The sequence below is a fragment of the Janthinobacterium sp. SUN120 genome (genome assembly GCF_030397735.1).
In the GTDB taxonomy this organism is placed as follows: domain Bacteria; phylum Pseudomonadota; class Gammaproteobacteria; order Burkholderiales; family Burkholderiaceae_D; genus Janthinobacterium; species Janthinobacterium kumbetense.
Genome location: NZ_JAPUBW010000006.1, coordinates 26,507 through 50,627 on the forward strand (window position 1 = coordinate 26,507; position 24,121 = coordinate 50,627).

Below are 24,121 nucleotides of genomic sequence, written 5' to 3' on the forward strand. Positions count from 1 at the left end.
GGCCCGACGCGCCCCGCAGGTAGCCGTGCAGTCAACCATGCCGAATGATCAAGATGACATGCAGAACGATAGCGCGTAATATTTTTACCATACTGCTCAGCTCGGCAGCACAGCTCCTGGGGAAAGGACGGCAGCGTGGCCGCGTCAAACGATCTCGCGCACTGGCGCGGACAGATTTTTTCGCGCCTGCTGCAGGTGGTATTGCTGCTTGGCATCATCACCGCCATTCCCAGCGCCTTGCTGGCGGCGCGCGAAGCTATCTGGTCCATAGTCGCCCTCGACGTGCTGGCCATCGGCTGGGTCGGTCTCATCTGGCATCTGCGCGCCATGCCCTACCGCTGGCGCGTGTGGCAATTCCTCATCGTCGCCTACCTGGTGGGCGTGGGCCTGCTGTTGAAAATCGGCCCCGTCAGCCAGATCTACATGATGCTCATGCCCGTGCTGGCGGCCCTGCTGCTGGGGATGCGGCCAGCCTTGTCGACCCTGGCCCTGACTTCGCTGACCATCTTTTTCCTCGGCTTGCATCCCGACGTCGCCCTGCACGTGCAGGGCGTGCCCGACTCCCCCGTGCTGCGCGCGCTGATCGTGGCCCTGAACTTCCTGTTCATCGCCGCCGTGCTGACCCTGTCCTGCGCCTTCCTGCTGCGCCACTTGGAACGCAGCAGCCAGGCCCTGTCGCAGCTGAACGCCGACCTGCGCTTGACGGCCACGGCGCTGGCCCGCCTGAACGACATGGTGATGCTCGCCGAAGTGACCGATGCCCCCGGCGGCGCGGCGCCGGCCACGCGCATCATCTTCGTCAACGACGCCTTCGAGCGCAGCAGCGGCTATGCGCGCGCCGAAGTGCTGGGCCGCAGCCTGCTGTTCCAGCAGGGCCCCGCCACCGATGCGGGCGAACTGGCGCGCGTCGCCGCCGCCATGGCCAATGCCCAGCCGGCCAGGGCGGAATTGCTCAATTACAACAAGGCCGGCAAGGCGTACTGGGTCGAAGCGGAACTGGCGCCGTTCACGGATGCGGACGGCAAGCAGACGCACTGGGTGGCCGTCGAGCGCGAAATCGACGAGCGCAAGAAATCGGAAGCGGACATCCACCGCCTGGCCTTCTACGACGTGCTGACGGGCCTGCCCAACCGGCGCCTGCTGATGGACCGCATCGGCCACCTGCTGGCCGCCGCGCCGCGAGGGAATACAATCAGCGCGCTGATGTTCATCGACCTCGACCACTTCAAACACATCAACGACGCGCGCGGCCACGCCACCGGCGACGCGCTGCTGCGCCTGGCCGGCGGACGGCTGGCGCAGCTGATGCGCAAGGCCGACACGGTGGCGCGCATCGGCGGCGATGAATTCGTCGTGCTGCTGGCGCACCTGGCCGAAGACCTCGACAGCGCCGCCCGCGCGGCGGCCCAGGTGGCCGAGAAAATCCGCGCCGCCATCGCGCGCGACTTCGAGATCGACGGGCAGTCCTATCATTGCAGCGCCAGCATCGGCGTGACCCTGCTGCCGAAAGCGGGCCAGCAGACGCACGACCTGCTGCGCGAAGCGGACATCGCCATGTACCGCGCCAAGGCGGAGGGACGCAACGGCATCGCCTTCTTTGAAGCGGCCATGCAGGCGGGCGTGGAACGCCGCCTGACCCTGGAACGGGCGCTGGCGCGCGCCCTTGATGCCCATGCACTGTGCATGCACGTGCAGCCGCAGGTCGACCGCCATGGCCGGGTGACGGGCGCCGAATTGCTGATGCGCTGGCCGCAGGCGGACGGCAGCCATATCGCGCCCGGCACCTTCATTCCCATCGCCGAGGAATCGGGGCTGATCGTCAGGCTCGGGCACTGGGCTCTGCGCGAGGCGTGCCGCGCCGCCGCCATGCTGGCGCAGGCCGGGCAGCCCGTCGCCCTGTCCGTGAATGTCAGTCCGGCCCAGTTTCGCCAGCCCGATTTCGCCGCCCGCGTGCAGGCGGCGCTGGCCGAACACGGCACGCCGGCCGGCGCCCTGATCCTGGAACTGACGGAAGGCCTGCTGATCGACCAGCGCGATGCCTCGCTGGCGCGCATGCGCGAACTGGCGGCCCTGGGCATCCGCTTTTCCATCGACGATTTCGGTACCGGCTATTCCAGCCTCGCCTACCTGACCTCGATGCCGCTGTACGAACTCAAAATCGACAAGCGCTTCATCGACGACACGCCGCACGATGCGCGCGACACGGCCATCGTGCAAGCGATACTGGCCATGGCGCGCCACCTGGGCTTGCGCGTGGTGGCCGAAGGCGTGGAAACGCAGGAGCAGGCCGACTTCCTGCTCGCCCACGATTGCGACGGCTTGCAAGGCTACCTGTATGCGCGGCCCATGCCGCTGAACGACTTTCCCGGCTGGCTGGCCCGGTATCAGGCTTAGCTTTCCGACATTTCCTGCACGAAACTCCTCCGCTAGAATACCGGCCTCATAGCCTGTACCTTCACCATCCCCTTTGATTAAAGTGATCCCCGATGCGTCTGGTTCTTCCCCTGCTGCCGCTCCTGCTGCTCTCCCTGCTCCCCGCCGCCCATGCGGCCCCATCCACCGCACCCACGCCCATCACCCTGGACCAGGCCATGGCCGATCCCGACTGGATCGGCACGCCCGTCGAAGCGGCATGGTGGGGCTGGAATGGCCAGCTCTACTACAAGCAGAAACGTCTCGGCTCGCCCCTGCGCGACACCTATCAATTACCGGGCGCGAACGCCAAATTCAATAGCGGCAAGAAGGTCGACGATGCGCAGCTGGCCAATCTCGACGGCCAGCACATGGTGGTCAACCGGGCCGGCACGCGCGCCATCCTGCTGCGCAACGGCGACTTGTTCGAGCGCGACCTGAAAAGCGGCGCCTTGATCCAGATCACGCGCGGCGTGTCCGCCATCAGCGACCCGCAATACTCCGCCGACGGCGGCGCCGTGCAATACCGCAGCGGCACAGACTGGTTCAGCTGGAACCGGCTTGACCGCCTGAGCGCCCCCGTGGCCCTGTTGCGCGCCGTCAAGGACCCGGACGCCAAGCCGGAAGCGGACGCCCTGCGCGAACTGCAGCTGCGCCTGATCGTCAACCTGGCGCGCCAGAAGGAAGACCGCGACGCCAGCCGCGAACGCCGCCATGAAGAGCGCCGCCTGGACGCCACGCGCGCGCCGGAACCGATCTACCTGGGCGACAAAATCACCATTTCCGGCAGCGCCCTGTCGCCGGACGGCCGCTGGCTGCTGTTCGTCACGCAGGACAAGGCCGCCGAAAAGGGCAAGCTGGGCAAACTGGCCCGCTATGTCACGGAAACGGGCTATCCGGAAGCGGACGACGAGCGCACGCGCGTGGGCCGCAACATGCCGATCGCGCAAAGCCTGAAACTGGCCGACCTGCGCACGGGCCAGGTGCGCGACATCGCTTTCGATAACCTGCCCGGCATCGCCGCCGACCCGCTGGCCGCCATGCGCGCCGAACAGAAGCTGCCGCCGCTGAAAGGCAACCGTGCCGTGCGCATCGACGCCCAGCGCGACGGCATCGCCTGGACCGACGACGGCGGCAAGGCAGCCGTGCGCATCCGCGCCATCGACAACAAGGATGGCTGGCTCGCCAACGTCGACCTGGCCAAGGCCGCCCTCGTGCCCATGCACCGCATCAGCGACACGGCCTGGGTCAACCGCCGCGCCGACGAATTCGGCTGGCTGCCCGACAACGCCACCCTGTGGTATCTGTCCGAAGAAAGCGGCTACGCCCACCTGTACACGAAAACGGGCGCGGCCCCGGCGCGCGCCCTGACCAGCGGCCAGTGGGAAGTGAGCGCCGTCGAATGGAGCCGCGACGGCAAAACCGCGTATTTCATGTGCAACCGGCAGGCGCCAGGCACGTATGAAGTGTGCGCCAGCACGGCCAAGGAGGGCGGCGCGCGCGAAGTCACCGGCTTGAAAGGCGTGGAAAACTTCGGCCTGTCGCCCGATAACGGCAAGCTGCTGCTGCGCTATTCCACCAGCTATATGCCGGCCCAGCTTGCAACCGTTGCCGTTACGGGCGGCAAGGCCAGTATCCTGACGGATACGCGCAGCGACGCCTTCAAGGCGCGCAGCTGGGTCATGCCGGAACTGGTGCAAGTGCCGTCCACGCATGGCGCGGCGCCGATCTGGGCCAAGCTGTACCGCCCGGCCCAGCTGGAAGCGGGCAAGAAATATCCCATCGTCATGTTCGCGCACGGCGCCGGCTACCTGCAGAACGTGACCGAACGCTACCCCGTCTACTTCCGCGAACAGATGTTCCACAACCTGCTGGTGGAGCAGGGTTACATCGTGCTCGACGTCGATTACCGCGCCTCGCTCGGCTACGGCAGCGCCTGGCGCACGGCCATCTACCGCCAGATGGGCCATCCGGAACTGGAAGATTTCATCGACGGCGCCAACTGGCTGGCAGCCCGGCACCAGGGCGACATCAAGAACGTGGGCATCTATGGCGGCAGCTATGGCGGCTTCATGAGCCTGATGGCCCTGATGCGTGCGCCGGAAATCTTCAAATCCGGCGCCGCGCTGCGTCCCGTGACGGACTGGACCACCTACAACCACGAGTACACGGCGAATATCCTGAACACGCCGGACGTCGATCCTCAAGCGTATAAAATCTCGTCGCCGATCGAATACGCCGACAAACTGACGGGCAATCTCTTGATCGCCCACGGCATGATCGACGACAACGTGTTCTATCAGGATTCCGTACGCCTGTCGCAGCGCTTGATCGAGCTCAAAAAGGATAACTGGGAAATGGCCAGCTACCCGATGGAGCGCCACGGCTTCGTGCAGCCGGAAGCGTGGTATGACGAGTACCGCCGCATCTATCAGTTGTTCCAGAGAACATTGAAATAAACCCCGATGCCCGCTTGATGCGGGCATTTTTCATGGACTCATTCAGTCAAACGGCACGGGCCGCGGCGTCGTGTCCGACGATGGCGGCAGGATCGGCAGCACGATATGCGGCTGCTTGCCCGTCAGGGTTTTCAGGAAGGCCACCAGCTTGCCATTTTCATCGGGCGTGAAGGTGCGGCCCAGCTGCAGGCGGCCCATCACGTCGACGGCTTGCGTCAGGGTTGCCGCCTCGCCATCGTGGAAGTAGGGATACGTCAGCTCCACGTTGCGCAGGGTCGGCACCTTGAAATTGAAGCGGTCCGCATCCTTGCCCGTCACGGCCGAGCGTCCCTCCGCCGTCATCGCCGTCTTGTACGGCTCGACGACGCCCATCTTCTGGAAGGTGTTGCCGCCCACGGCGGGACCGTTATGACAGGCGATGCAGCCGCTCGATTTGAACAGCTGGTAGCCGGCCAGCTCGTCTTTCGTCAGCGCGCTCTTCTTGCCCGACAGCCATTGGTCGAAGCGGGAACCGGGCGTCACCAGCACTTCTTCAAAGGCGGCGATGGCGCGCGTGACTTGCTCGATGGTCAGCTTATCCTGGCCAAACACTTGCCTGAACTCCGCGCGGTAGGCGGGAATCGAGGCCAGCACGTCGATGGCAAGCTCGTGCGTAAAAGCCATCTCGCCGGGATTGGCGATGGGACCGCCCGCCTGCTCCTGCAAATCCTTGGCGCGGCCATCCCAGAATTGCGCCACGTTCATGCTGGAATTGAGCACGGTAGGCGAATTGATGGGGCCGCGCTGCCAGTTGTGGCCGATCGACGTCTTGATATTGTCCGTGCCGCCCATGCTCAGGTTATGGCAGCTATTGCAGGAAATAAAGCCCGAACGCGACAGGCGTGGATCGAAAAACAGTTTCTTGCCCAGCTCGACCATGGCCGGATTGGCCACCTTGGCGGCGGTGATCGGCTGGATCGGTTCCTTGTCGGCGGCGTGCAGCACGTTGCCGAAAGTCAGGCTGGCGATGAAGAGGAAGGGGGATAAGGTGCGGCGCATAGTCTAACTCCTGGAAACATTCCCGAATCGGCGGCGCGCGCCGGCGCGGGAATGCAGCGCACCGGCCCGGTTGCCACCCGTACATCGCTGGTTGGATGTTGATTTATATTAACTTTGACTAGTTAATAAGGAAAATGACCGGGATCAAGGTTCTGGCCAAGTGCGAATCGCGCTTGCCATTTACGCAAGCGTGGCACATGATGAGCGCATGCAAACGCCAACCTACTCCGCCCTGCTGCGCGCCGCGTGCGCCAGCTTCCTGCTGCTGGCCGCCAGCGCCTGCGGCAGCGCCCCCACGCAAGATGATGCGCCGCCCGCCCCCGGCAATGCCGGCTTGCTGGCGCAGATCCAGGCGGAAGTGGGCGCCGCCGCGTGCGATTCCACCCAGCAATGCCAGACCATCGCCATCGGCGCCAAGGCTTGCGGCGGCCCCGAGCGCTATCTGGCGTGGTCCAGCAAAAGCAATGACGGCAAGAAACTCAAGGCACTGGCCCAGGCGCAAGCCGAGGCAAGCCGCAAACAGCAGCAGGCGGACGGCATGATGTCGACCTGCTCCATCATCACGGACCCGGGCGCCACTTGCCAGGCGGGACGCTGCGTGCTGCAAAAGAGCGGCCTGGGCGGCAGCTCGGCCATGTAAAAAAGCCGCTGATTCAGCGGCTTATGAGGCTCTATAACAGTTCAGTCAGGACTGCAATTGCAAGGTCTTGACGATCTTGCTTTCCACCTTCTCGCCCGCGCCCGACATGGCATTCTTGCCTTCCTTGCGCAGGAGCAATAAATGGTCGCCGCTGACGCCATACTGGCGCGTCTCGTCCGTCTTTTGCGTAAAGCTGATGACGACAAAGGCACGCCCGCTCACATCCACGTGGAAATGGCTGGCCAGCGGCGTGCCGTCCGCCGCGATCCACACATCGAGGCCGCCTTCGAACTTCTTCACATACTTGCGGTCTTTCTCAGGCACCTTGTCGAGCGACAAGGTAAAGCTGAGCAGGCGCGCCGGCTTGCCCTTGTAGCTATCCATTTTTTCGCCGCTGAACACGGCTTCCTCGATTTCGCGCGACAGGGTGTCCGCCGCCGACACCATGGAGCGCAGCTCCGTCGCCTTCATTTCCCCCAGCGCAAAGCCGATCGGCGCCTTGGCCTTCGGATCCTTCACCTTGGCGCGCTGCTCGGCCTCCACTTTCGCCAGCAGCTCCTTACTGTAGAGCACTTGCAAGCCCGACGGCCCGCCCTCGACCGCCACCGTGGCCTGGCCGCTATCCTCTTCCGCCGCCTTGCCCTCGCCTTCGCGGCGCCAGGTTTTCGATTCGACCTGCGCCTTGATCGGCATCTGCCCCTGCAAGCGCGCCAGCGCCGCGTTCAGCTCGGCCAACCCGTCGGCCCGCGCCGCGCCGCACAACAAACCGAACAAACCCGCCACCGCCAGGCCTTGCACTCCAATACGTCGCTGCATCGCCACATCCCTTTCGGTCATACAAGGATGCCAAAACACCATGTTTTGGCCATCTGTTGCATTTGAACACAGCCAGCTCTGGTCAGGTGGAAAGTCTTTCTGCTATAATTCGCCGCCTTGGCCTGGTAGCTCAGTCGGTAGAGCAGAGGATTGAAAATCCTTGTGTCGGTGGTTCGATTCCGCCCCGGGCCACCAAGAATAAAAAAACGCCACCTTCGGGTGGCGTTTTCTTTTGTCCGGCACCGCCGTTCCCCCTCTGGCAAAACCATAAGCGTGACTTTTTTCTGTCGCCGCCGAACCCATTGTGCGAGAATGCCCCTCCCCACTGGATGGTGCGCATGATGATCAGACTCGCCGCAATCACAACTGGAATGACACTGCTGCTGGCAGCTTGCAAGCCCGCGGCCACGGCGCCCGCGCATGACATTCCTGCGGCAATGCGCCAGACCGCGACCACCCTGCTGCAGTCGAAACTGCTGCACGCGACCTCGATAGCCGTCGTTTATCGCGGCCAGGAGTTCATCCTGCATCAAGGCGAGCTGGAGACCGGCAAGGCCAATCCGCCGAACGATACAACGCTGTATGAAATCGGCTCAGTCAGCAAAACCTTTGCCGGCCTGCTGCTGGCGAACGCGGTGCTCGATGGGAAGGCGGCGCTCGACGATCCCATACAAAAATACCTGCCCGCCGCCTACCCGAACCTGCAGTCGCAGGGGCAGCCCGTGCGCTTGCGCCATCTGATCACGCACACCAGCAATATGCCGGGCATGCTGCCATTGCAGGTGAACACCGTATTGCAGGATTTCACGGCACACGCCACGCCGGCAAAGCTCAACGCAGCCTATGCCAACTACGGACAACCCCAATTCTGGCAGGACTTGCATACAGTCAACATCAACGGTCCGCTGGGCAAGGACTACGCCTATTCCAGCGCCGGCACCGAACTCGTTGCGCACGCGCTCGAAACCATCTACGGCATGCCCTATGAAGTGCTGCTCACGCAATTTCTCGCGCGCGAAGCCGGCATCCACGATACCAGGCTGAGAATCGCAGCCAAGGATGCCGGCCGGCTGGCGCCCGGCTACCACAGCGACAATCCCGTCATCACGACACCGATGCCGCAACTGCCCTGGGGGGCCGCCGGCAACCTGAAGTCGACCATGCCGGATATGGCGAAGTACCTGCGCCTGCAATTGGGCAACCATCCCGCCGTCGTTGAATCGCACAAGCCGCTGCTACGCTTTCAGGATGACTTCAGCATTGCCTATTTCTGGAACATCGGCACGAATCGCCAACTGGGCACGCATTACGTCCACCATGGCGGCGTGCCGCGTGCGCAAGGCTACGCCTACATCGTTCCCCAATATCAGCTCGGGGTCTACATCATCACCAACCAGAGCGGCGACGCCACCGCCGGCGCCATGGAAAGCGCGCTGGCGCATCTCTTCGACACCGTGGCATCCATGGAAAGCGCGCAGTAGGCCGGGCCTGGTTTGGCACATCCTCGTGCCGCTGCTTCGATTCCACCCCGGGCCAGCAAGCACTCAGCAAGCCATGACAAAAAAACCAACCTTCAGCCTGGCATTTTTCATCGGCACTGTCACGCTGCCGGGCTTCGCCCCTATGCGCAGTACCGCACAGTAACATCGGCCGCATCGGCCTACTCTGTTGTCATGACACAGGGAGATATCGCATGCTGACGATCATACTGATGCTGGCCCTGCTGGGCCTGGCTTTACTGTTTGCGCCCGGCCCCGTGCGCCGCGCCTTGCTTGCGCCGCACCTGCTCGCGCTGTTCAAGCGCATCTTGCCGACCATGTCCGAGACGGAACGCGACGCGCTCGAGGCGGGCACCACGTGGTGGGATGCGGACCTGTTTTCCGGCCGGCCCGACTGGCCCAAGCTGCTGGCGTATGGCCGCGCCATGCTCACCGCCGAGGAGCGCCACTTTCTCGAGCACGACGTCGAACGGCTGTGCGAACTGGTCAACGACTGGGAAACGCAACAGCAACTCGACTTGCCGCAGCAAGCCTGGGACTACATGAAAAGCCAGGGTTTCCTCGGCATGATCATCCCGAAACAATACGGCGGCAAGCAATTCTCCGCCTACATGCATTCGCAAGTGGTGATGAAGCTGTCGAGCCGCTGCTCGGCCCTGGCCGTGACCGTGATGGTGCCCAATTCGCTGGGGCCGGCCGAACTGCTGTTGCACTACGGCACCGAAGAACAGAAGGATTACTACCTGCCGCGCCTGGCCGCCGGCACGGAGATTCCCTGCTTTGCCCTGACCAGCCCGTATGCAGGTTCCGACGCGGCCGCCATTCCCGACCTGGGCGTCGTGTGCATGGGCATGCATGAAGGGCGCGCCACTGTCGGTTTCCGTCTTACGTGGAACAAGCGCTACATCACCCTGGCGCCCGTGGCAACCTTGCTGGGCCTTGCATTCCAGACCAGCGATCCCGACCATTTACTCTCCGACAACGATGCGCCCGGCATCACTTGCGCCCTGATCCCCGCCAGCCACGACGGCGTGGTGATCGGCCGCCGCCACCATCCCTTGAACGCCGCCTTCCAGAACGGTCCCACGTCCGGTCAAGATGTCTTCATCCCCATCGACTGGGTCATCGGCGGCCAGGCGCAAGTGGGGAAAGGATGGCGCATGCTGATGGAGTGCCTGGCCGCCGGCCGCGCTATCTCTCTGCCCTCGTCCAGCGTCGGCATGGGCAAGATGGCCGTGCGCGGCACCGGTGCGTATGCGGCCGTGCGGCGCCAGTTCAACATGCCCATCGGCAAGTTCGAAGGGGTGCAGGAAGCGCTGGCCCGCATGGGCGCGAACCTGTACTTGATGGATGCGGCCCGCACCCTGGCCGCGCACGCCGTCGACCTGGGCGAAAAGCCGGCCGTCATTTCCGCCATCGTCAAATACCACGTCACGGAACGGGGGCGCGCGCTCGTCAACGATGGCATGGACATTCTCGGCGGCAAGGGCATCTGCGTGGGACCGAACAATTTCCTCGCCAGCGCCTACCAGCAAATCCCCATCGCCATCACCGTCGAAGGCGCCAACATCCTCACGCGCAGCCTGATCATCTTCGGCCAGGGCGCCATCCGCGCGCATCCGTATGTGCTCAGGGAAATGGCCGCCGTCAGCGAAAGCGACGGCCGCAAGGCCGTGCGCGATTTCGATGCAGCCTTCTTTGGCCACATGGGCTTTGTCCTGGGCAACCTGGCACGGGGGCTGTGGTACGGCCTGGGCGGCGCGCGCCTGGCAGCCGTGCCCGACGACGGCGCCGCGGAACTGGCGCCCTATTACCGCGCCCTGACGCGGCTGTCGACGGCGTTTGCCGTCATGACGGATATGTCGATGTTCGTGCTCGGTGGCGAACTCAAGCGCCGGGAACGGCTGTCCGCCCGCCTCGGCGACGTGCTGGCGCAGCTGTACCTGGCGTCGTCCGTGCTGAAGCGCTACGAGGACGATGGCCGTTTCGCCGCCGACCTGCCCTATGTGCACTGGTCGCTGCAAGATGCGCTGGTCAAGGCGCAGCAAGGCTTGACGGGCGTGCTCGATAATTTCCCCGCGCGCGGGCTGGCCGTGCTGCTGCGCACCCTGCTGTTTCCGTTTGGCCTGCCACACCGTCCGCCATCCGACGAACTGGGCAGTGAAGTGGCGCTGGCTCTGCAAACGCCGGGCGCCGACCGCGAACGGCTGCTGGCCGACGGCCATGTCGCCAGCGACGCCGCAGATCCCGTGGCCTGCGCCGAGCGGGCACTGGCCCTGCTGCCCGACGTGCTGCACATCGAAAAACGCCTGAAAGACACGCCCGCAGGCGCGGCCCTGCGGCACTTGCCGCAAAGCCTGTCCGCCATGCAACAGTGGCTGGCCGCAGCCAAGGCGGCAGGCGCCGTCAGCTGCCAGGAACACAATACCTTGCTGGAATATGCGCGCCTGGCCGATGGCGTGATCCAGGTCGACGATTTTCCGGCCGAGGCGGCGCAGCCAGCACACTTGCCGGTACACGAGGCCGATACCGGCAGCCGCGCCGCCTAGGCGAATTTGCGACCTATACTGAATGGAGCGGGCGCGGTGCCCGCTCTTTGCAGAAAGGAGTCGATCATGACGCGCAAATTCATCGATTGCCGGGAATTTCCAAGCGACACACATTGCTCGGTGGCCATCTCGGCCGACAGCGAGGAAGAGCTATTGGGTATTGCCGTGGAACACGCGGTCTCGGTACACCATCACCACGACACGCCGGAGCTGCGCCAGCAGCTGCGTCAACTGTTCAAGGACGGCATGCCGCCCGAACACTTGCCCATGACGGGACAGGCCGGCAGCAGCGGGGCCTCGCACGCGCACTAGCCTGCCAGGGCTTGCGCCGGTTTCTGCAAGCGCAAGCCCAGCACGAGCGGCACCAGCGCCGCATACACGACGATCACGGACAGCCAGACGGCGCCGGGCCAGTGCGCCCTGACGCCAAAATAGATGCTGGAAAACACCAGCGGGCACAGCACGGACGCCAGGCTCACGGCCGAAGCCAGGACACCCTGGAACTGGCCTTGCCGGTCCTCGGCAACTTGCCGCGTCGCCAGCGACTGCAAGGCCGGCGCGCCGATGCCGCCCAGGGCGAACACGGGCATGATGGCGAAGATCATCCAGCTGCGCGTGGCAAACGCCATGACGAGCAGCGCCACGCAGGCGCAAGCCACGCCCGTCAGGATGGTGGCGCGTTCGCCCAGCAGTTTCACGGCCGGACCGGGCAAGAAGGCCTGGGCCAGCGCCTGGCACACGCCAAAAGCGCCCAGCGACAGGCCGATCCACAGCCCGTTCCACGCGAACGCATCGTGTCCCCACAAGGCCCAGCACACGCCATACACTTCCCCGGCCGCGCTGAAGGTAAAGAAGATGACGGTGATCGGCAGCAAGCTTTTCTCCGAGAAAACCCAGCGCAAGGGGCGCAAGGGATGCAATGCCGCCAGGTCGATTTTTCCGCGTGTCGGCGTTCGTGATTCGGGCAAGCTCAACCACGCCAGCAACAGATTGCCCGCATTCAAGACGGCCGCCGCCATGAACGGCAGGCGCAGCCCGTAATCGCCCAGCGCGCCGCCCAGCACGGGCCCGATGATGAAGCCTGCGCCGAACATGGCGTTGAGCAAGCCGAAGCGGCGCGCCCGCTGGTTCTCGGCCGAAATATCGGTGAGATAGGCGGTGGCCACGGAAACGTTGGCGCTGGTCAACCCCGCGATGGCGCGCCCCAGCAGCAGCATCCACAGGCTGGGCGCGAAGGCGAGGAACAGGTAATTGACGGCCGCGCCCGCCAGCGACAGCAGCAGCACGGGACGCCGGCCCAGGCGGTCGCTCAATGCGCCCAGTACCGGCGCAAAGATGAACTGCATCAGCGCGTACAGGGCCGTCATGATGCCGATATACGGCGCCACGTTATCGGCATGCGTGACGTCCCGCAGCAGCGCCGGCAGGATGGGGAAGACCAGGCCGATGCCGACGGCGTCCAGCACGACAGTGGCGAAAATGACGGGCAGCGCCGCCACGGGAAGGGATTTCTTCATATACTCAATCTAAATATGTACTCAGTACATAAATAGTATTCCTCATCTTGCCGCATCATCAAGCGTTATCTGTACTCAGTACACTTCGTGTATGATCGGGGCAACATGACGATTCCTGCCGACCTCCGCTCCCGCAAACGCCTTGCCACCCGGCAAGCCATCTCGAACGCCGCCACGCGATTGTTCTTCGTCCACGGCTTCGAGCAAGTGACGGTGGACGAGATCGCGGCCGCGGCCAGCGTGGGACGCATGACGGTGTTCAACCATTTTCCCCGCAAGGAAGACATGTTCTTCGACCGCGAGGAAGAGGGACGCGAACTGCTGCGCGACGCCCTGCGCCAGCGCGATCCCGCCATCGCTCCCATCGAAACCCTGCGCCTGCTGGCGCACCGCCTGGCGGCAGAGGACAGTCCCTACCTCACGTTTTCCGCCGCCGGCCAGGGCTTCATTGCCACCATCGAGGCCAGCGCTACCTTGAAAGCGCGGGCGCGGGCGATCCGCGACGAGCTGGCGCACGTGGTGGCGCAAGCGCTGAGCGACGCCACGGGGCGCGATGCAAGCGATCCCCTCGCCCACCTGGCGGCCAGCCTGCTGCTGGCCACCTGGAGCACCGCCCTCATCGAAGCGCACCGTGCCTTCGCGCAACATGGCGACGCGCAACTGGCCAAGGCCGGCTTCCTGTCCCTGGTGGACCGGGGACACACGGGCTTGAACGCCGCCATGGCGGGCACGCCCTACGTCTGAAGCGGCAGCCCCGTCGTTCAGGCAGCCCAGCGTCTGTCGCAGCGCAAGCCTTCGTACTTCCTTGTTTCATTTGCCAGCACCTGGGCTTGCGTACCGTCTGGCGCCTTCCTATCATGAAACCACGCGCTGGCAAACGATGCATGCAGGCCGGCACGCGGGGACAGTCCTCCTGCTTCCCGTCACCATACCCATAACCGCATGCAGCCGCTGGGAGGTACACGATGAATACCTTGACGAACGGCCAGCTCAATGAGTTGCAAGCCTCATTGAGAGGGCAACTGTTACAAACAAACGACGCCGGCTACGACAGCGCGCGCGCCGTCTGGAATGCGATGATCGACCGGCATCCGGCCCTCATCGCGCGCTGCGCGGGCACGGCCGACGTGCGCGCGGCGCTGGCATATGCGCGCGACCACGGCCTGCCCCTGGCCGTGCGCGGCGGCGGCCACAATATCGCCGGCAGCGCCTTGTGCAACGATGGCCTGGTGATCGACCTGTCGGGCATGCGCTCGGTGCATATCGATCCGCAACAACGCCGCGCCCACGTCGAAGGCGGGGCCACCTTGCACGACTTCGACCACGAGGCGCAGGCGTTCGGCCTGGCCACGCCGCTGGGCATCAATTCCACCACGGGCGTGGCAGGATTGGCCCTGGGCGGCGGCTTTGGCTGGCTCAGCCGCACGCTGGGCCTGGCGGCCGACAACCTGCTGGCGGCCGACGTCGTCACGGCCGACGGCCAATTCCGGCATGCGAGCGCGACGGAGCATCCCGACCTGTTCTGGGCCTTGCGCGGCGGCGGCGGCAACTTCGGCGTGGTCACGCGCTTCGAATTCCAGCTGCATCCGGTGGGGCCGCAAGTGACGGCCGGCCTCATCGTGTTTTCCTATGCGCAAGCCAAGGCGGTGCTGACGAAATACCGCGATTTCGTCGACGGCATGCCCGATGAATTGACCGTCTGGGCCGTCTTGCGCAAGGCGCCGCCGCTGCCCTTCCTGCCGCCGGAAGTGCACGGCCAGGACGTGCTGGTCCTGCCCGTTTTTTCACCCGTGCAATCTGCCGCCATGCAGGAAACGATCGAGCGCATCGGCAGCTTCGGCCAGCCGCTGGGCATGCACCTGGGCAGCATGCCGTACACGGCCTGGCAACAGGCCTTCGATGCGCTGCTCACGCCGGGCGCGCGCAATTACTGGAAGTCGCACAACTTCACGCAGCTCAGCGACGCGGCCATCGATACCGTCATCCGCCATGCCGGCAAGCTGCCGACGCCGCAATGCGAAATCTTCCTCGGCCTGCTGGGCGCGCAGGCGAGCCGGCCGGCGCCGCAGGATACGGCTTATCCGCACCGCGACGCCCTGTACGTGATGAACGTGCACACGCGCTGGGACGAGCCAGCCGATGACGCGCGCTGCATCGCCTGGGCACGCGACTTCTTCAACGACGCGGCACCGTATGCGACGGGCAGCGTGTACGTCAATTTCCTGACCGAGGATGAAAGCGGGCGCACGGCCGACGCGTATGGCGTGAACTATCCGCGCCTGGCGCGCATCAAGAAGCAATACGATCCCGCCAACCTGTTCCGCGCCAACCAGAACATCTGTCCGGCCGCCTAGGCTGCCACGGCGCAGCGCCTTGCAATCCCTTGATCCAGGGCAATGCAATGCGCTCGCCGCCCGCTTACAATCGCCGGCTTTGCCCCTCCTCCATGCGCCACGCTCCCGAACTTCTCCTGCCTGCCGGTTCCCTGGCCAAGATGCATGCCGCCTTCGACTATGGCGCCGACGCAGTCTACGCGGGCCAGCCCCGCTACAGTTTGCGCGTGCGCAATAACGATTTTTCGACCTTGCAAGCCTTGCAGGAGGGAATTGATGGCGCGCATGCGCGCGGCAAGCAATTCTTTGTCGCCAGCAATATCTTCGCCCACAACGCCAAACTGAAAACGTATTTGCGCGACATGGAGCCGGTGATTGCCATGCGCCCGGATGCCCTGATCATGGCCGATCCGGGCCTGATCATGATGGTGCGCGACAAGTGGCCGGAGATTCCCGTGCACCTGTCCGTGCAGGCGAACGCCGTCAACTGGGCCGATGTGAAATTCTGGCACCGCATGGGCTTGACGCGCGTGATCCTGTCGCGCGAACTGTCGCTCGACGAGATCGAGGAAATCCGCCAGCGCTGCCCGGAAATGGAACTGGAAGTATTCGTCCACGGCGCCCTGTGCATCGCCTATTCGGGCCGCTGCCTGCTGTCCGGCTACTTCAACCACCGCGACCCGAACCAGGGTACCTGCACGAATTCCTGCCGCTGGGATTACAAGGTGAAAAATGCCACCGAAGACGCCAGCGGCGACCTGGGCGGCATGCAAGTGGTGCCGCTGGAATTCCACCAGGCGCTGGCCGAGGCCGACAACAACGCGTTTTCCGCCCTGCACCAGCAGCCGCGCCACCCGCTGGCCGACCAGCCCTATCTGATTGAAGAAGCCCAGCGTCCGGGCCAGCTGATGCCGATCCTCGAAGACGAGCACGGCACCTACATCATGAACTCGAAGGACTTGCGCGCCGTGGAACACATCGAGCGCCTGGTGAAAATCGGCGTCGATTCGCTGAAGGTCGAGGGCCGCACCAAGTCGCTGTACTACGCGGCGCGCACGGCGCAAGTCTACCGCCAGGCCATCGATGACGCCGTCGCGGGCCGGCCCTTCGACATCGGCTTGCTGGGCCAGCTGCAAGGCTTGGCCAACCGCGGCTACACGGACGGCTTCTACCAGCGCCACCATACGCAGGCGCACCAGAACTACATGCGCGGCGCGTCCGAGGCGGACCGCAGCCAGTACGTGGGCGACGTGCTGGGCGTGACGGACGGCTGGGCCAGGGTGGACGTGAAAAACCGCTTCGCCGTGGGCGACCGCATCGAAGCCGTGCATCCGGGCGGCAACCGCGACTTCACCATTACCCGCATGCTGGCCGACGATGGCAGCGAGATCCAGGTGGCGCCCGGCAGCGGCCACTTCGTGCGCATCGAACTCGACGGGTCCCTCGACAAGGCCTTGCTGGCGCGCTATTTGTAACCGCCAGTCTGGAGCGCGGGGTGGCAAACCAGTATGTAAGTGTTTGATTTGACAAGAAAAATTCCCGCTGGCACGGCCTGAATAATTTGTTTAGGCTTCAACATTGCTATACGATACGGCCACCCTGCGCCCGGGGGCCTTATCGGCATCCCGTGCGTCCCTGACACGTTCACCGGAATCCCCGATGCCACCTGCCACCTCTGCCCTGATCGCCAATGACGCCGTCGTCCTCGGCCTGCTCGCCATGACCCTGGGAGCCGTCTTCTGGACCGCCTCCCGCCAAAATGGCTTCTGGAAAAAGTTTTACACGTATATCCCGTCCCTGCTGATGTGCTATCTGATCCCGGCGTTGCTCAACACGTTTGGCATCATCGACGGCAACACGTCCGGCCTGTACGCCGTGGCGCGCGACTACCTGCTGCCCAGCGCGCTCGTGCTGCTGTGCGTGGCCATCGATTTCGGCGGCATCATCCGCCTCGGCCCCAAGGCCATCATCATGTTTCTCACCGGCACACTCGGCGTGATGCTGGGCGCCCTCGTGTCGTTCGAAGCCTTGCGCCTGATCCACCCGGAAACGGTGGCGGGCGACACGTGGCGCGGCATGACGACTGTCGCCGGCTCGTGGATAGGCGGCGGCGCCAACCAGGCGGCCATGAAGGAAGTGTTCGAAGTGGACGCCACCCTGTTCGGCCAGTTCGTCGCCGTCGACGTGCTGGTGGCCAACGTCTGGACGGCAGTGCTGCTGTTCCTGGCAGGCCGCGCGGGCGCCTTCGACCGCTGGACGGGTGCCGATTTGACGGCCATCAATGCGCTCAAGGACAGCATCGAAAGTTACCGCGCCCAGCACGCGCGCGTGGCCACCCTGACGGACATCATGATCATCCTCGGCGTGGGCCTGGGCGTGACGGGCCTGTCGCACTTCCTGGCCGGCCCCATCATCAGCTGGATCAATACCTTGCCCGCCGCATGGCGCCTGCAGGATTACAGCCTGACGTCGAATTTCTTCTGGATCGTCGTGCTGGCCACCACCTTCGGCTTGCTGCTCAGCTTTACCCGGGCGCGCAGCCTGGAAGGCGCGGGGGCATCGACCATCGGCTCGGCCATGCTGTACGTGCTGGTGGCCACCATCGGCATGCACATGGACCTCGGCGCCCTGCTCGACAAGCCGTTCTTGTTCCTGCTGGGCCTGATCTGGATCGCCGTGCATGGCGGCTTGATGCTGCTCGTCGCCAAGCTGATCCGCGCCCCCCTGTTCTTCATGGCCGTGGGCTCGCAGGCGAACATCGGCGGCGCCGCGTCGGCCCCCGTCATCGCCAGCGCCTTCCACCCGGCCCTGGCGCCCGTCGGCGTGCTGCTGGCCGTGCTCGGCTACGCGCTGGGCACCTACGGCGCCTACATCACGGGCTTGATCTTGCGCAGCATGGCGGGGTGACACTCCTGGCAGCACGGTAACGACAACGCCAGCCTTCGGGCTGGCGTTGTCATTGCTGCGCAGTATAGGCACTGCCTGCAGGAAGCTAGCGACAGTTGCTATGGAGCGACACAAACATAAATAAAAGACAACATCGTGTCACAAATGACAGGAAGTAAGATAGTATTTTGAAGCAACATATTTTCTATAAAGTAATTTTTTCTGATTGAAAAACAGTCAATTGCACGCAACAAAGTTCGAAACGCGCCCGGCCTGTTCGCCCTCATTGAAAGTACGTTCTCGAACGCCACGCTCTTGCGGCGCCATGAAATCGCTGATTCTTGCGCCATCTCCAAGCGTGGCAGCGGCGTCCGCTGCCTGACGCGGACGCTGCCAGAGCCCCTCAGGACAGGAATTGACACCGTGCGTTCAAAAGCAGCCGGCAACATTTTTTGCTAAGCAAATAAAACCTAACAAGGAACAAGCAGTGAATATTTTCATGGTGCGCCCCACCACTCGCAATATCGGCAACGATCTCATCGGCTACGCTACGGCAGAGCTCCTCTATGAGGTGTTCGGAGCGGCCACCAATGTCGTCAGCATTCCTGCCTTGAAGGGACCGCAATTTGGCGGCCTGGTGCCACGCCAGATTTACGATATGAATCGCCTCGCCGACGCCGTCATCGTGGGCGGCGGGAATCTGTTTGAAAACGGCCAGCTGTCCTATGATGCCCAGGCCGTCAATGCCTTGCGCCGGCCGATGATGCTGATGGGGCTATCCCACGGCCGCATCACGGGGCGCGACGGGCAAATGGAAGACCGCACCGATGCGCTCAGCCCGACTGCGATACGGCACCTGGTCGAGCATGCCAAGGTGGCCATGGTGCGCGACACGGGTTCGCAGGAAATCCTCGCCGACCTTGGCGCCAAGGTGACGGTCGGTGGCTGCCCCACGCTGTACCTGCCGCCGAATGCCGAGGGCGATGCCGCCAAGGGCGGCGTGATCATTTCCATCCGTCACCCCATGCGCATGAGCGTTCCAGCCACCTTGCAGTGGCGCATCGCCGAAGACTTGCGCCGCCTGATTGCCGCCCTGCGTGCCGAATATGCGCAACCCGTCTACCTGGCTTGCCACGACTACATCGATCTCGAATTTGCCGCCGGCTTCCCGGAAGCGGCGCCCCTGTACTTTGACGAAGTCAGCCGCTACATCGAAGCGCTGCGCACCTGCAAGCTGCACGTCAGCTACCGCCTGCATGGTTTCCTGCCCTGCCTGGCCATGGGCTCGCACAGCATCAACCTGTCGTATGACGAACGGGGCCGCTCGATGCTGTCGACCATCGGCATGGCGTCGTGGGATGTTGATCTGATGCAAAGTGGCGACTGCGTGAGCGCCATCATGGACCGCGCGCGCTCGGTCGCGCAGTATCGCCGCGCGCGCCAGGACGCCCTGCCGCTGATACAAGAGTTGCGCCAAATCACGGTGCGCGGCTTGCAAACCTTGCGCACCCTGGCATCGGAGCAATGAAGATGAGCGCTCCATCCTCGACACAGGGCGTGTGGCTCAAGTGCCACGTCCGTGAACTCGCCCCGTGGGCAACGATGACCGAGCGTGTGCTCAGCGAAATTATTTCCACGGTCGAACAAATGAAGGGCGCTGCGGCAGCCCAGGTGCTGCGCCAGCATGGCATCGAGCGGCTGCACGAAGTGATCGACACCGACGATGTGACGTCCTTGCGCAACCAGGTACTGGAACGCTTGCGCCAGCCCTTGCTGGCCATGGCGACGGCCGTCGGCCGCCAGGTCCTGGGCTGGGATGGCGATTTCTATGTGGATGACTATTTGATCCTGCGCATCAACTTCCCTTACGAAGTGGCGCGCAAGACCAATCCGGCGAGCGAAAATCCCGGCATTGGCCGCCTCAGCGCGACCGTGCGCGAGCAGTTTCAGGCCCGTAAGGTCATTGACCCCGTGTACGCGCCGAAAGACTATCACCGGGGCCACCCGCCCGCCGCCTGGGCACATGGTCCACACATCGATAGCTGGGCCGGCCATTCGCGGGACGGACGCAATATCTGGTGGGCCATTGGCGAAGTGCCCGCGGAAGCGGGCATGGTGCTGTATCCGGAACTGGCCAACGCCTCGCTGCCCTGCGAGCGCCGCACGCTGTACCTGCAAGCGGGCTACCGCCTGCCGGTGCCGACTTATCTGCCGCTGGCGGCAGGCGAGATGCTGGTCTTCGATCCAGAAGTGCTGCACGGCACGCACCTCAATACGACGGACGCGACGCGCGTGGCCATCTCCATGCGCCTGAATGCTTCCCGTCCGACCTTCGATCCCGCCTGTTTTTACTCGCGCGAATTCTGGCGCCGGGCCGCCGATATCGAACAGGGCCACGATGAAGTGCTGCACCTGCGACGCGAAGACAATTTCGGCGCGCCCGTCGTCGTCGCCCCCGTGCAGACGCCGGCAGCCGTTCCCGTCGTTGCCGGCCAGCTCGACCAGGCGAGCGGCGTCATACATGGCCAGCTTCCTGCTGACGGGCCCGACACGCAGCGCATCATCGTCGATGCCGCGCCGTATCGCATCATGCTGGTGCGCACCAGCGACGGCACCCGCGCCTACGATGCGGCCTGCCCGCATTACGGCGTGGACCTGGCCGATGGCGGCTGCGATAGCGACAAAGTGTATTGCCCGGCCTGTGCCATCTCGTTCGACTTGCAAACAGGAAAATCGTCCTGCCCGTCATTGACACTGCAACCGTATGACATCCGGCAAGACGGCGCAGCCATCCGCATCCGTGTTGCGCCGCCAGAAGCCGTGGCGCCATGAGCGTCGCCCCCGTCAGCGTCATCATTTGCACCAGGAACGGCTGGTCACGGGGCTTTCTCGAGGACACCTTGCAATCGCTGCTGGCCCAGTCCCGGCCGGCGCAGGAAATCTTGCTGATCGACGATGCCAGCAGCGACGGCACTGCCGCTTGCGTCCACGCTGCCTACCCGCACGTGACCATCGTGCACAATGCGGGCACCGGCCTGGCGGCCGCCAGGAACACGGGAGTGGCCGCCGCCCGTTGTCCATGGGTGGCCTTCATCGACGACGATGACATCTGGCTGCCTGAAAAACTGGCCGAACAACTGGCACAGGCAGAAGCATCCGACACGCCAGATGCAATTGTGTATGCATCGCAAGTTGCCACGCTTAACAGCCATGGCGGCAATCCCGTGGCCTGGGCAACGCCACGGCAATTTGCCGCCTGGCCCGCCTGCCTGCTGGGTTCTCCCATCCAGCCATCCGGCGTGCTGCTCAGCAAACGACTGCTCTCCCGTATCGGGCCATTCAGCGAACAGCTGAAGGAAGGCGCCGCTTACGATTACTGGATACGCTGCCTGAGTGCCGGCATGTCCATACACTACAGTAGCAACGTCCTGCTGCACTATCGGCAACATCATCCGCAAATGACAGCAATGTCGCGCAAGCTCGAGCATTTCCTGCATATCGACGCCATGCTCACGCCGCACCTTGCGCGGCTGGCGCCAGCACTGGCCAACAGGATCCGCTCAGCACGCAAGCTGAACAATCTGCGTTCCCTGCTGAACCATACCGGTATACCGGCAGCAACACGTTACTGGCGCGCCAGCGCCCCTTGCCCGGTGCCCGGCCTGCGCACTCTTTCCTATTTCTTGCTGGATACTGTTGCATGCCGGGCTCCGCACCGGATTCGCCACACGCTGCGGCAGCGCGCCATGCAGCTGCTCATCGGCAAGGAAACGCCCTTGCCCGGGCTGTGCCCGAAACGATCCGGACACCTGACGTAAAGGTCCGCAACGCCAGCACTCACGCTGGCGTTTTTTGTTTTTCGGTCACTTTTTCCACCAGACCACTCTCTGTTTGGCCTCGCCGCTTGATGGGAAAGCGCGCCCCACAATGTAGCAGAAACCCCTCAAAACCAAATTTCCGCACCATTTTCGTGCAAAATCTGCGATGATAGTTGCCCAAATAACCGATTACCTCCATGGAATTCTGATGAAATACGCATCTGCTCACGAGTATGTCCAGCATGTCGCCGCACGCAATCCAGGTCAACCCGAGTTTCTGCAAGCCGTCACCGAAGTCATGGAGAGCTTGTGGCCATTCCTGGAACAGCACCCGAAATACGCGGAACAAGGCTTGCTGGAACGCTTGATCGAGCCGGAACGCGTGGTGATGTTCCGCGTGTCGTGGGTCGATGATCATGGGCAAGTGCAAGTCAATCGCGGCTACCGCATCCAGCACAGCATGGCCATCGGGCCGTACAAGGGCGGCATCCGCTTCCACCCGTCCGTGACCCTGTCCGTGCTGAAATTCCTTGCATTCGAGCAAACGTTCAAGAATGCACTGACCACGTTACCGATGGGCGGCGGCAAGGGCGGCGCCGATTTCGATCCGAAGGGCAAGAGCCCGGGCGAAGTGATGCGTTTCTGCCAAGCCTTCGTGAGCGAACTGTTCCGCCATGTGGGTTCGGACACGGACGTGCCGGCCGGCGACATCGGCGTGGGCGGGCGCGAAGTGGGCTATATGGCCGGCATGATGAAAAAACTCAGCAACCGCGCCGACTGCGTGTTCACGGGCAAGGGCGCCAGCTTCGGCGGCTCGCTGATGCGTCCGGAAGCGACGGGCTACGGCACCGTGTATTTCGCCGAAGAAATGTTGAAAACGCGAGGCCGCTCGTTCGAAGGCATGCGCGTGTCCGTGTCCGGCTCGGGCAACGTGGCGCAATACGCGGTGGAAAAGGCCATGGCCATGGGCGCGAAAGTCATCACCGTCTCCGATTCGAGCGGCACCGTCATCGACGAGGAAGGTTTCACGCCGGAAAAGCTGGCCATCCTGATGGAAATCAAGAATCATTTGTATGGCCGGGTCAGCGATTACGCCGCGCGCACGGGCGTGCGCTTCGAGGCGGGCGTGTCGCCATGGCATGTGCCGGTCGACATCGCCCTGCCCTGCGCCACGCAAAACGAACTGGACATCGACGCTGCGCGCACCCTGATCGCCAATGGCGTGCAGTGCGTGGCCGAAGGCGCCAACATGCCCACCACCATCGAGGCAGCCAAGGCCTTCGAAGCGGCCGGCGTGCTGTACGCGCCGGGCAAGGCCAGCAATGCGGGCGGCGTGGCGACATCCGGCCTGGAAATGAGCCAGAACGCGGCCCGCATATCGTGGCCGCGCGAAGAAGTCGATGCACGTTTGCTGCAGATCATGCAAGGCATCCACGCCGCATGCAAGCAATACGGCACGCGCGCGGACGGTTCCGTCAGCTATGTGGATGGCGCCAATATCGCCGGCTTCGTGAAAGTGGCCGATGCGATGCTGGCGCAGGGTGTCATTTAAAGCATTTCAGGTTTCATCAGGCTCTTGCGGCTGATGGTGCGGCCCGACACCATGAACTCGCCGTTGCCGCGGTAGTGCAGGGTTTCGGGCAGCTTGGGCGACGTGGCCACGTGGGCTTTCACGCACTCGAAAATGAAGAAGCCGCCCTTCGGGTTGCCCGCCACCTGGGCCAGCTTGCATTCGAAGTTGGCATAGCACTCGGCGATCAGGGGCGCGCCCACCTGCTCGGCCGGCTGCGGCGTCAGGCCGAAGGCCGTGAACTTGTCCGTGTCTGCGCCGCTGCAATTGCCGATGGCGACCACCTGGTCGACCATGTCGGCCGTGGGCAGGTTGATCACGCATTCCATGCTGCGCTTGATCATTTCATAGCTGTGGTTCGCATCGGAAATGAAGCAGCCCAGCAAGGATGGCGTAAATTCCATCAGCATGTGCCAGGCCATGGTCATGACATCGCTTTCGCCCTGCCACGTTGAACTGACCAGCACCACCGGCCCCGGTTCGAGGAAGCGCCGGATGTCGGCGACGGGATAATCTTCTTTGTGGTAATTTTTCATGCAGTCTCCAGGACGCGGTACGCCACAGCATAGCCCAACGGCGCCTTG

General features: G+C 63.8%; 18 protein-coding genes and 1 tRNA gene. 15 read left to right on the forward strand and 4 right to left on the reverse strand.

The features are described 5' to 3' along the window. Positions 1-135 precede the first annotated feature (135 nt). Positions 136-2,394, forward strand: a complete 2,259-nt coding sequence (locus tag O0879_RS24600; RefSeq protein WP_289919251.1) for an EAL domain-containing protein — start codon at positions 136-138, stop codon at positions 2,392-2,394. 92 nt (positions 2,395-2,486) lie between these two features. Beyond that, the gene (locus O0879_RS24605) at positions 2,487-4,871 is read left to right on the forward strand and encodes a S9 family peptidase (RefSeq protein ID WP_289919254.1); all 2,385 of its coding nucleotides are present in this window, start codon (positions 2,487-2,489) and stop codon (positions 4,869-4,871) included. Between the two features lie 42 nt (positions 4,872-4,913). Here O0879_RS24605 and O0879_RS24610 read toward each other — a convergent pair whose 3' ends face one another. Beyond that, positions 4,914-5,909 (reverse strand): cytochrome-c peroxidase, encoded by a 996-nt coding sequence (locus O0879_RS24610; RefSeq protein WP_099665580.1) that lies wholly within the window; start codon positions 5,907-5,909, stop codon positions 4,914-4,916. Positions 5,910-6,117: 208 nt separating this feature from the next. Between O0879_RS24610 and O0879_RS24615 the strand changes: the two genes are divergently transcribed. After that, complete coding sequence (locus tag O0879_RS24615; protein ID WP_099665581.1) at positions 6,118-6,549, forward strand: hypothetical protein; 432 nt, start codon at positions 6,118-6,120, stop codon at positions 6,547-6,549. Positions 6,550-6,594: 45 nt separating this feature from the next. On the opposite strand, the gene O0879_RS24620 is transcribed toward O0879_RS24615, so the two are convergent. Next, positions 6,595-7,365 (reverse strand): hypothetical protein, encoded by a 771-nt coding sequence (locus O0879_RS24620; RefSeq protein WP_289919257.1) that lies wholly within the window; start codon positions 7,363-7,365, stop codon positions 6,595-6,597. Between the two features lie 119 nt (positions 7,366-7,484). On the opposite strand from O0879_RS24620, the gene O0879_RS24625 reads away from it, so the two are divergent. From O0879_RS24625 to O0879_RS24640, 4 genes are all read left to right on the forward strand, one after another. After that, positions 7,485-7,560: transfer RNA gene (locus O0879_RS24625), tRNA-Phe, on the forward strand. Between the two features lie 143 nt (positions 7,561-7,703). Beyond that, entirely contained in the window at positions 7,704-8,846 is a 1,143-nt protein-coding gene (locus tag O0879_RS24630) for a serine hydrolase domain-containing protein (protein ID WP_289919259.1), read from the forward strand. Between the two features lie 212 nt (positions 8,847-9,058). Beyond that, positions 9,059-11,413 (forward strand): acyl-CoA dehydrogenase, encoded by a 2,355-nt coding sequence (locus O0879_RS24635; protein ID WP_289919260.1) that lies wholly within the window; start codon positions 9,059-9,061, stop codon positions 11,411-11,413. Positions 11,414-11,479: 66 nt separating this feature from the next. Continuing rightward, positions 11,480-11,725 carry a DUF1059 domain-containing protein gene (locus O0879_RS24640; RefSeq protein ID WP_099665586.1) on the forward strand — a complete coding sequence of 82 codons (246 nt, stop codon included), beginning with the start codon at positions 11,480-11,482 and terminating at the stop codon, positions 11,723-11,725. Here O0879_RS24640 and O0879_RS24645 read toward each other — a convergent pair. Next, entirely contained in the window at positions 11,722-12,930 is a 1,209-nt protein-coding gene (locus tag O0879_RS24645; protein WP_289919263.1) for a TCR/Tet family MFS transporter, read from the reverse strand. The genes O0879_RS24640 and O0879_RS24645 overlap by 4 nt on opposite strands. Positions 12,931-13,035: 105 nt before the next feature. On the opposite strand from O0879_RS24645, the gene O0879_RS24650 reads away from it, so the two are divergent. The 8 genes from O0879_RS24650 to gdhA all read left to right on the forward strand — a co-directional run bounded on the left by O0879_RS24650 (position 13,036) and on the right by gdhA (position 23,519). Next, positions 13,036-13,674, forward strand: coding sequence for a TetR/AcrR family transcriptional regulator (locus tag O0879_RS24650; protein ID WP_289919265.1), 639 nt, complete (start codon positions 13,036-13,038; stop codon positions 13,672-13,674). A gap of 221 nt (positions 13,675-13,895) precedes the next feature. After that, positions 13,896-15,284: an FAD-binding oxidoreductase gene (locus tag O0879_RS24655; protein WP_289919267.1), complete on the forward strand. Its 1,389-nt coding sequence runs from the start codon at positions 13,896-13,898 to the stop codon at positions 15,282-15,284. A 92-nt stretch (positions 15,285-15,376) separates the two neighbouring features. Then, on the forward strand, positions 15,377-16,738 hold the full coding sequence (yegQ, locus tag O0879_RS24660; protein ID WP_289919269.1) for a tRNA 5-hydroxyuridine modification protein YegQ: 1,362 nt from the start codon (positions 15,377-15,379) through the stop codon (positions 16,736-16,738). 184 nt (positions 16,739-16,922) lie between these two features. Further along, positions 16,923-18,170, forward strand: a complete 1,248-nt coding sequence (locus tag O0879_RS24665) for a DUF819 family protein (protein ID WP_289905632.1) — start codon at positions 16,923-16,925, stop codon at positions 18,168-18,170. A 466-nt stretch (positions 18,171-18,636) separates the two neighbouring features. Beyond that, positions 18,637-19,677 (forward strand): polysaccharide pyruvyl transferase family protein, encoded by a 1,041-nt coding sequence (locus O0879_RS24670; RefSeq protein ID WP_289899411.1) that lies wholly within the window; start codon positions 18,637-18,639, stop codon positions 19,675-19,677. Positions 19,678-19,679: 2 nt separating this feature from the next. After that, positions 19,680-20,981, forward strand: coding sequence for a Rieske 2Fe-2S domain-containing protein (locus tag O0879_RS24675; protein ID WP_289919270.1), 1,302 nt, complete (start codon positions 19,680-19,682; stop codon positions 20,979-20,981). Continuing rightward, on the forward strand, positions 20,978-21,967 hold the full coding sequence (locus O0879_RS24680) for a glycosyltransferase (RefSeq protein ID WP_289919272.1): 990 nt from the start codon (positions 20,978-20,980) through the stop codon (positions 21,965-21,967). The genes O0879_RS24675 and O0879_RS24680 overlap by 4 nt, the downstream gene beginning before the upstream one ends. A 208-nt stretch (positions 21,968-22,175) precedes the next feature. Next, entirely contained in the window at positions 22,176-23,519 is a 1,344-nt protein-coding gene (gene gdhA, locus O0879_RS24685) for an NADP-specific glutamate dehydrogenase (protein ID WP_099665596.1), read from the forward strand. Here the strand turns inward: gdhA and O0879_RS24690 are convergent. Then, on the reverse strand, positions 23,516-24,073 hold the full coding sequence (locus O0879_RS24690; RefSeq protein ID WP_289905633.1) for a flavin reductase family protein: 558 nt from the start codon (positions 24,071-24,073) through the stop codon (positions 23,516-23,518). The genes gdhA and O0879_RS24690 overlap by 4 nt on opposite strands. Positions 24,074-24,121: the final 48 nt, after the last annotated feature.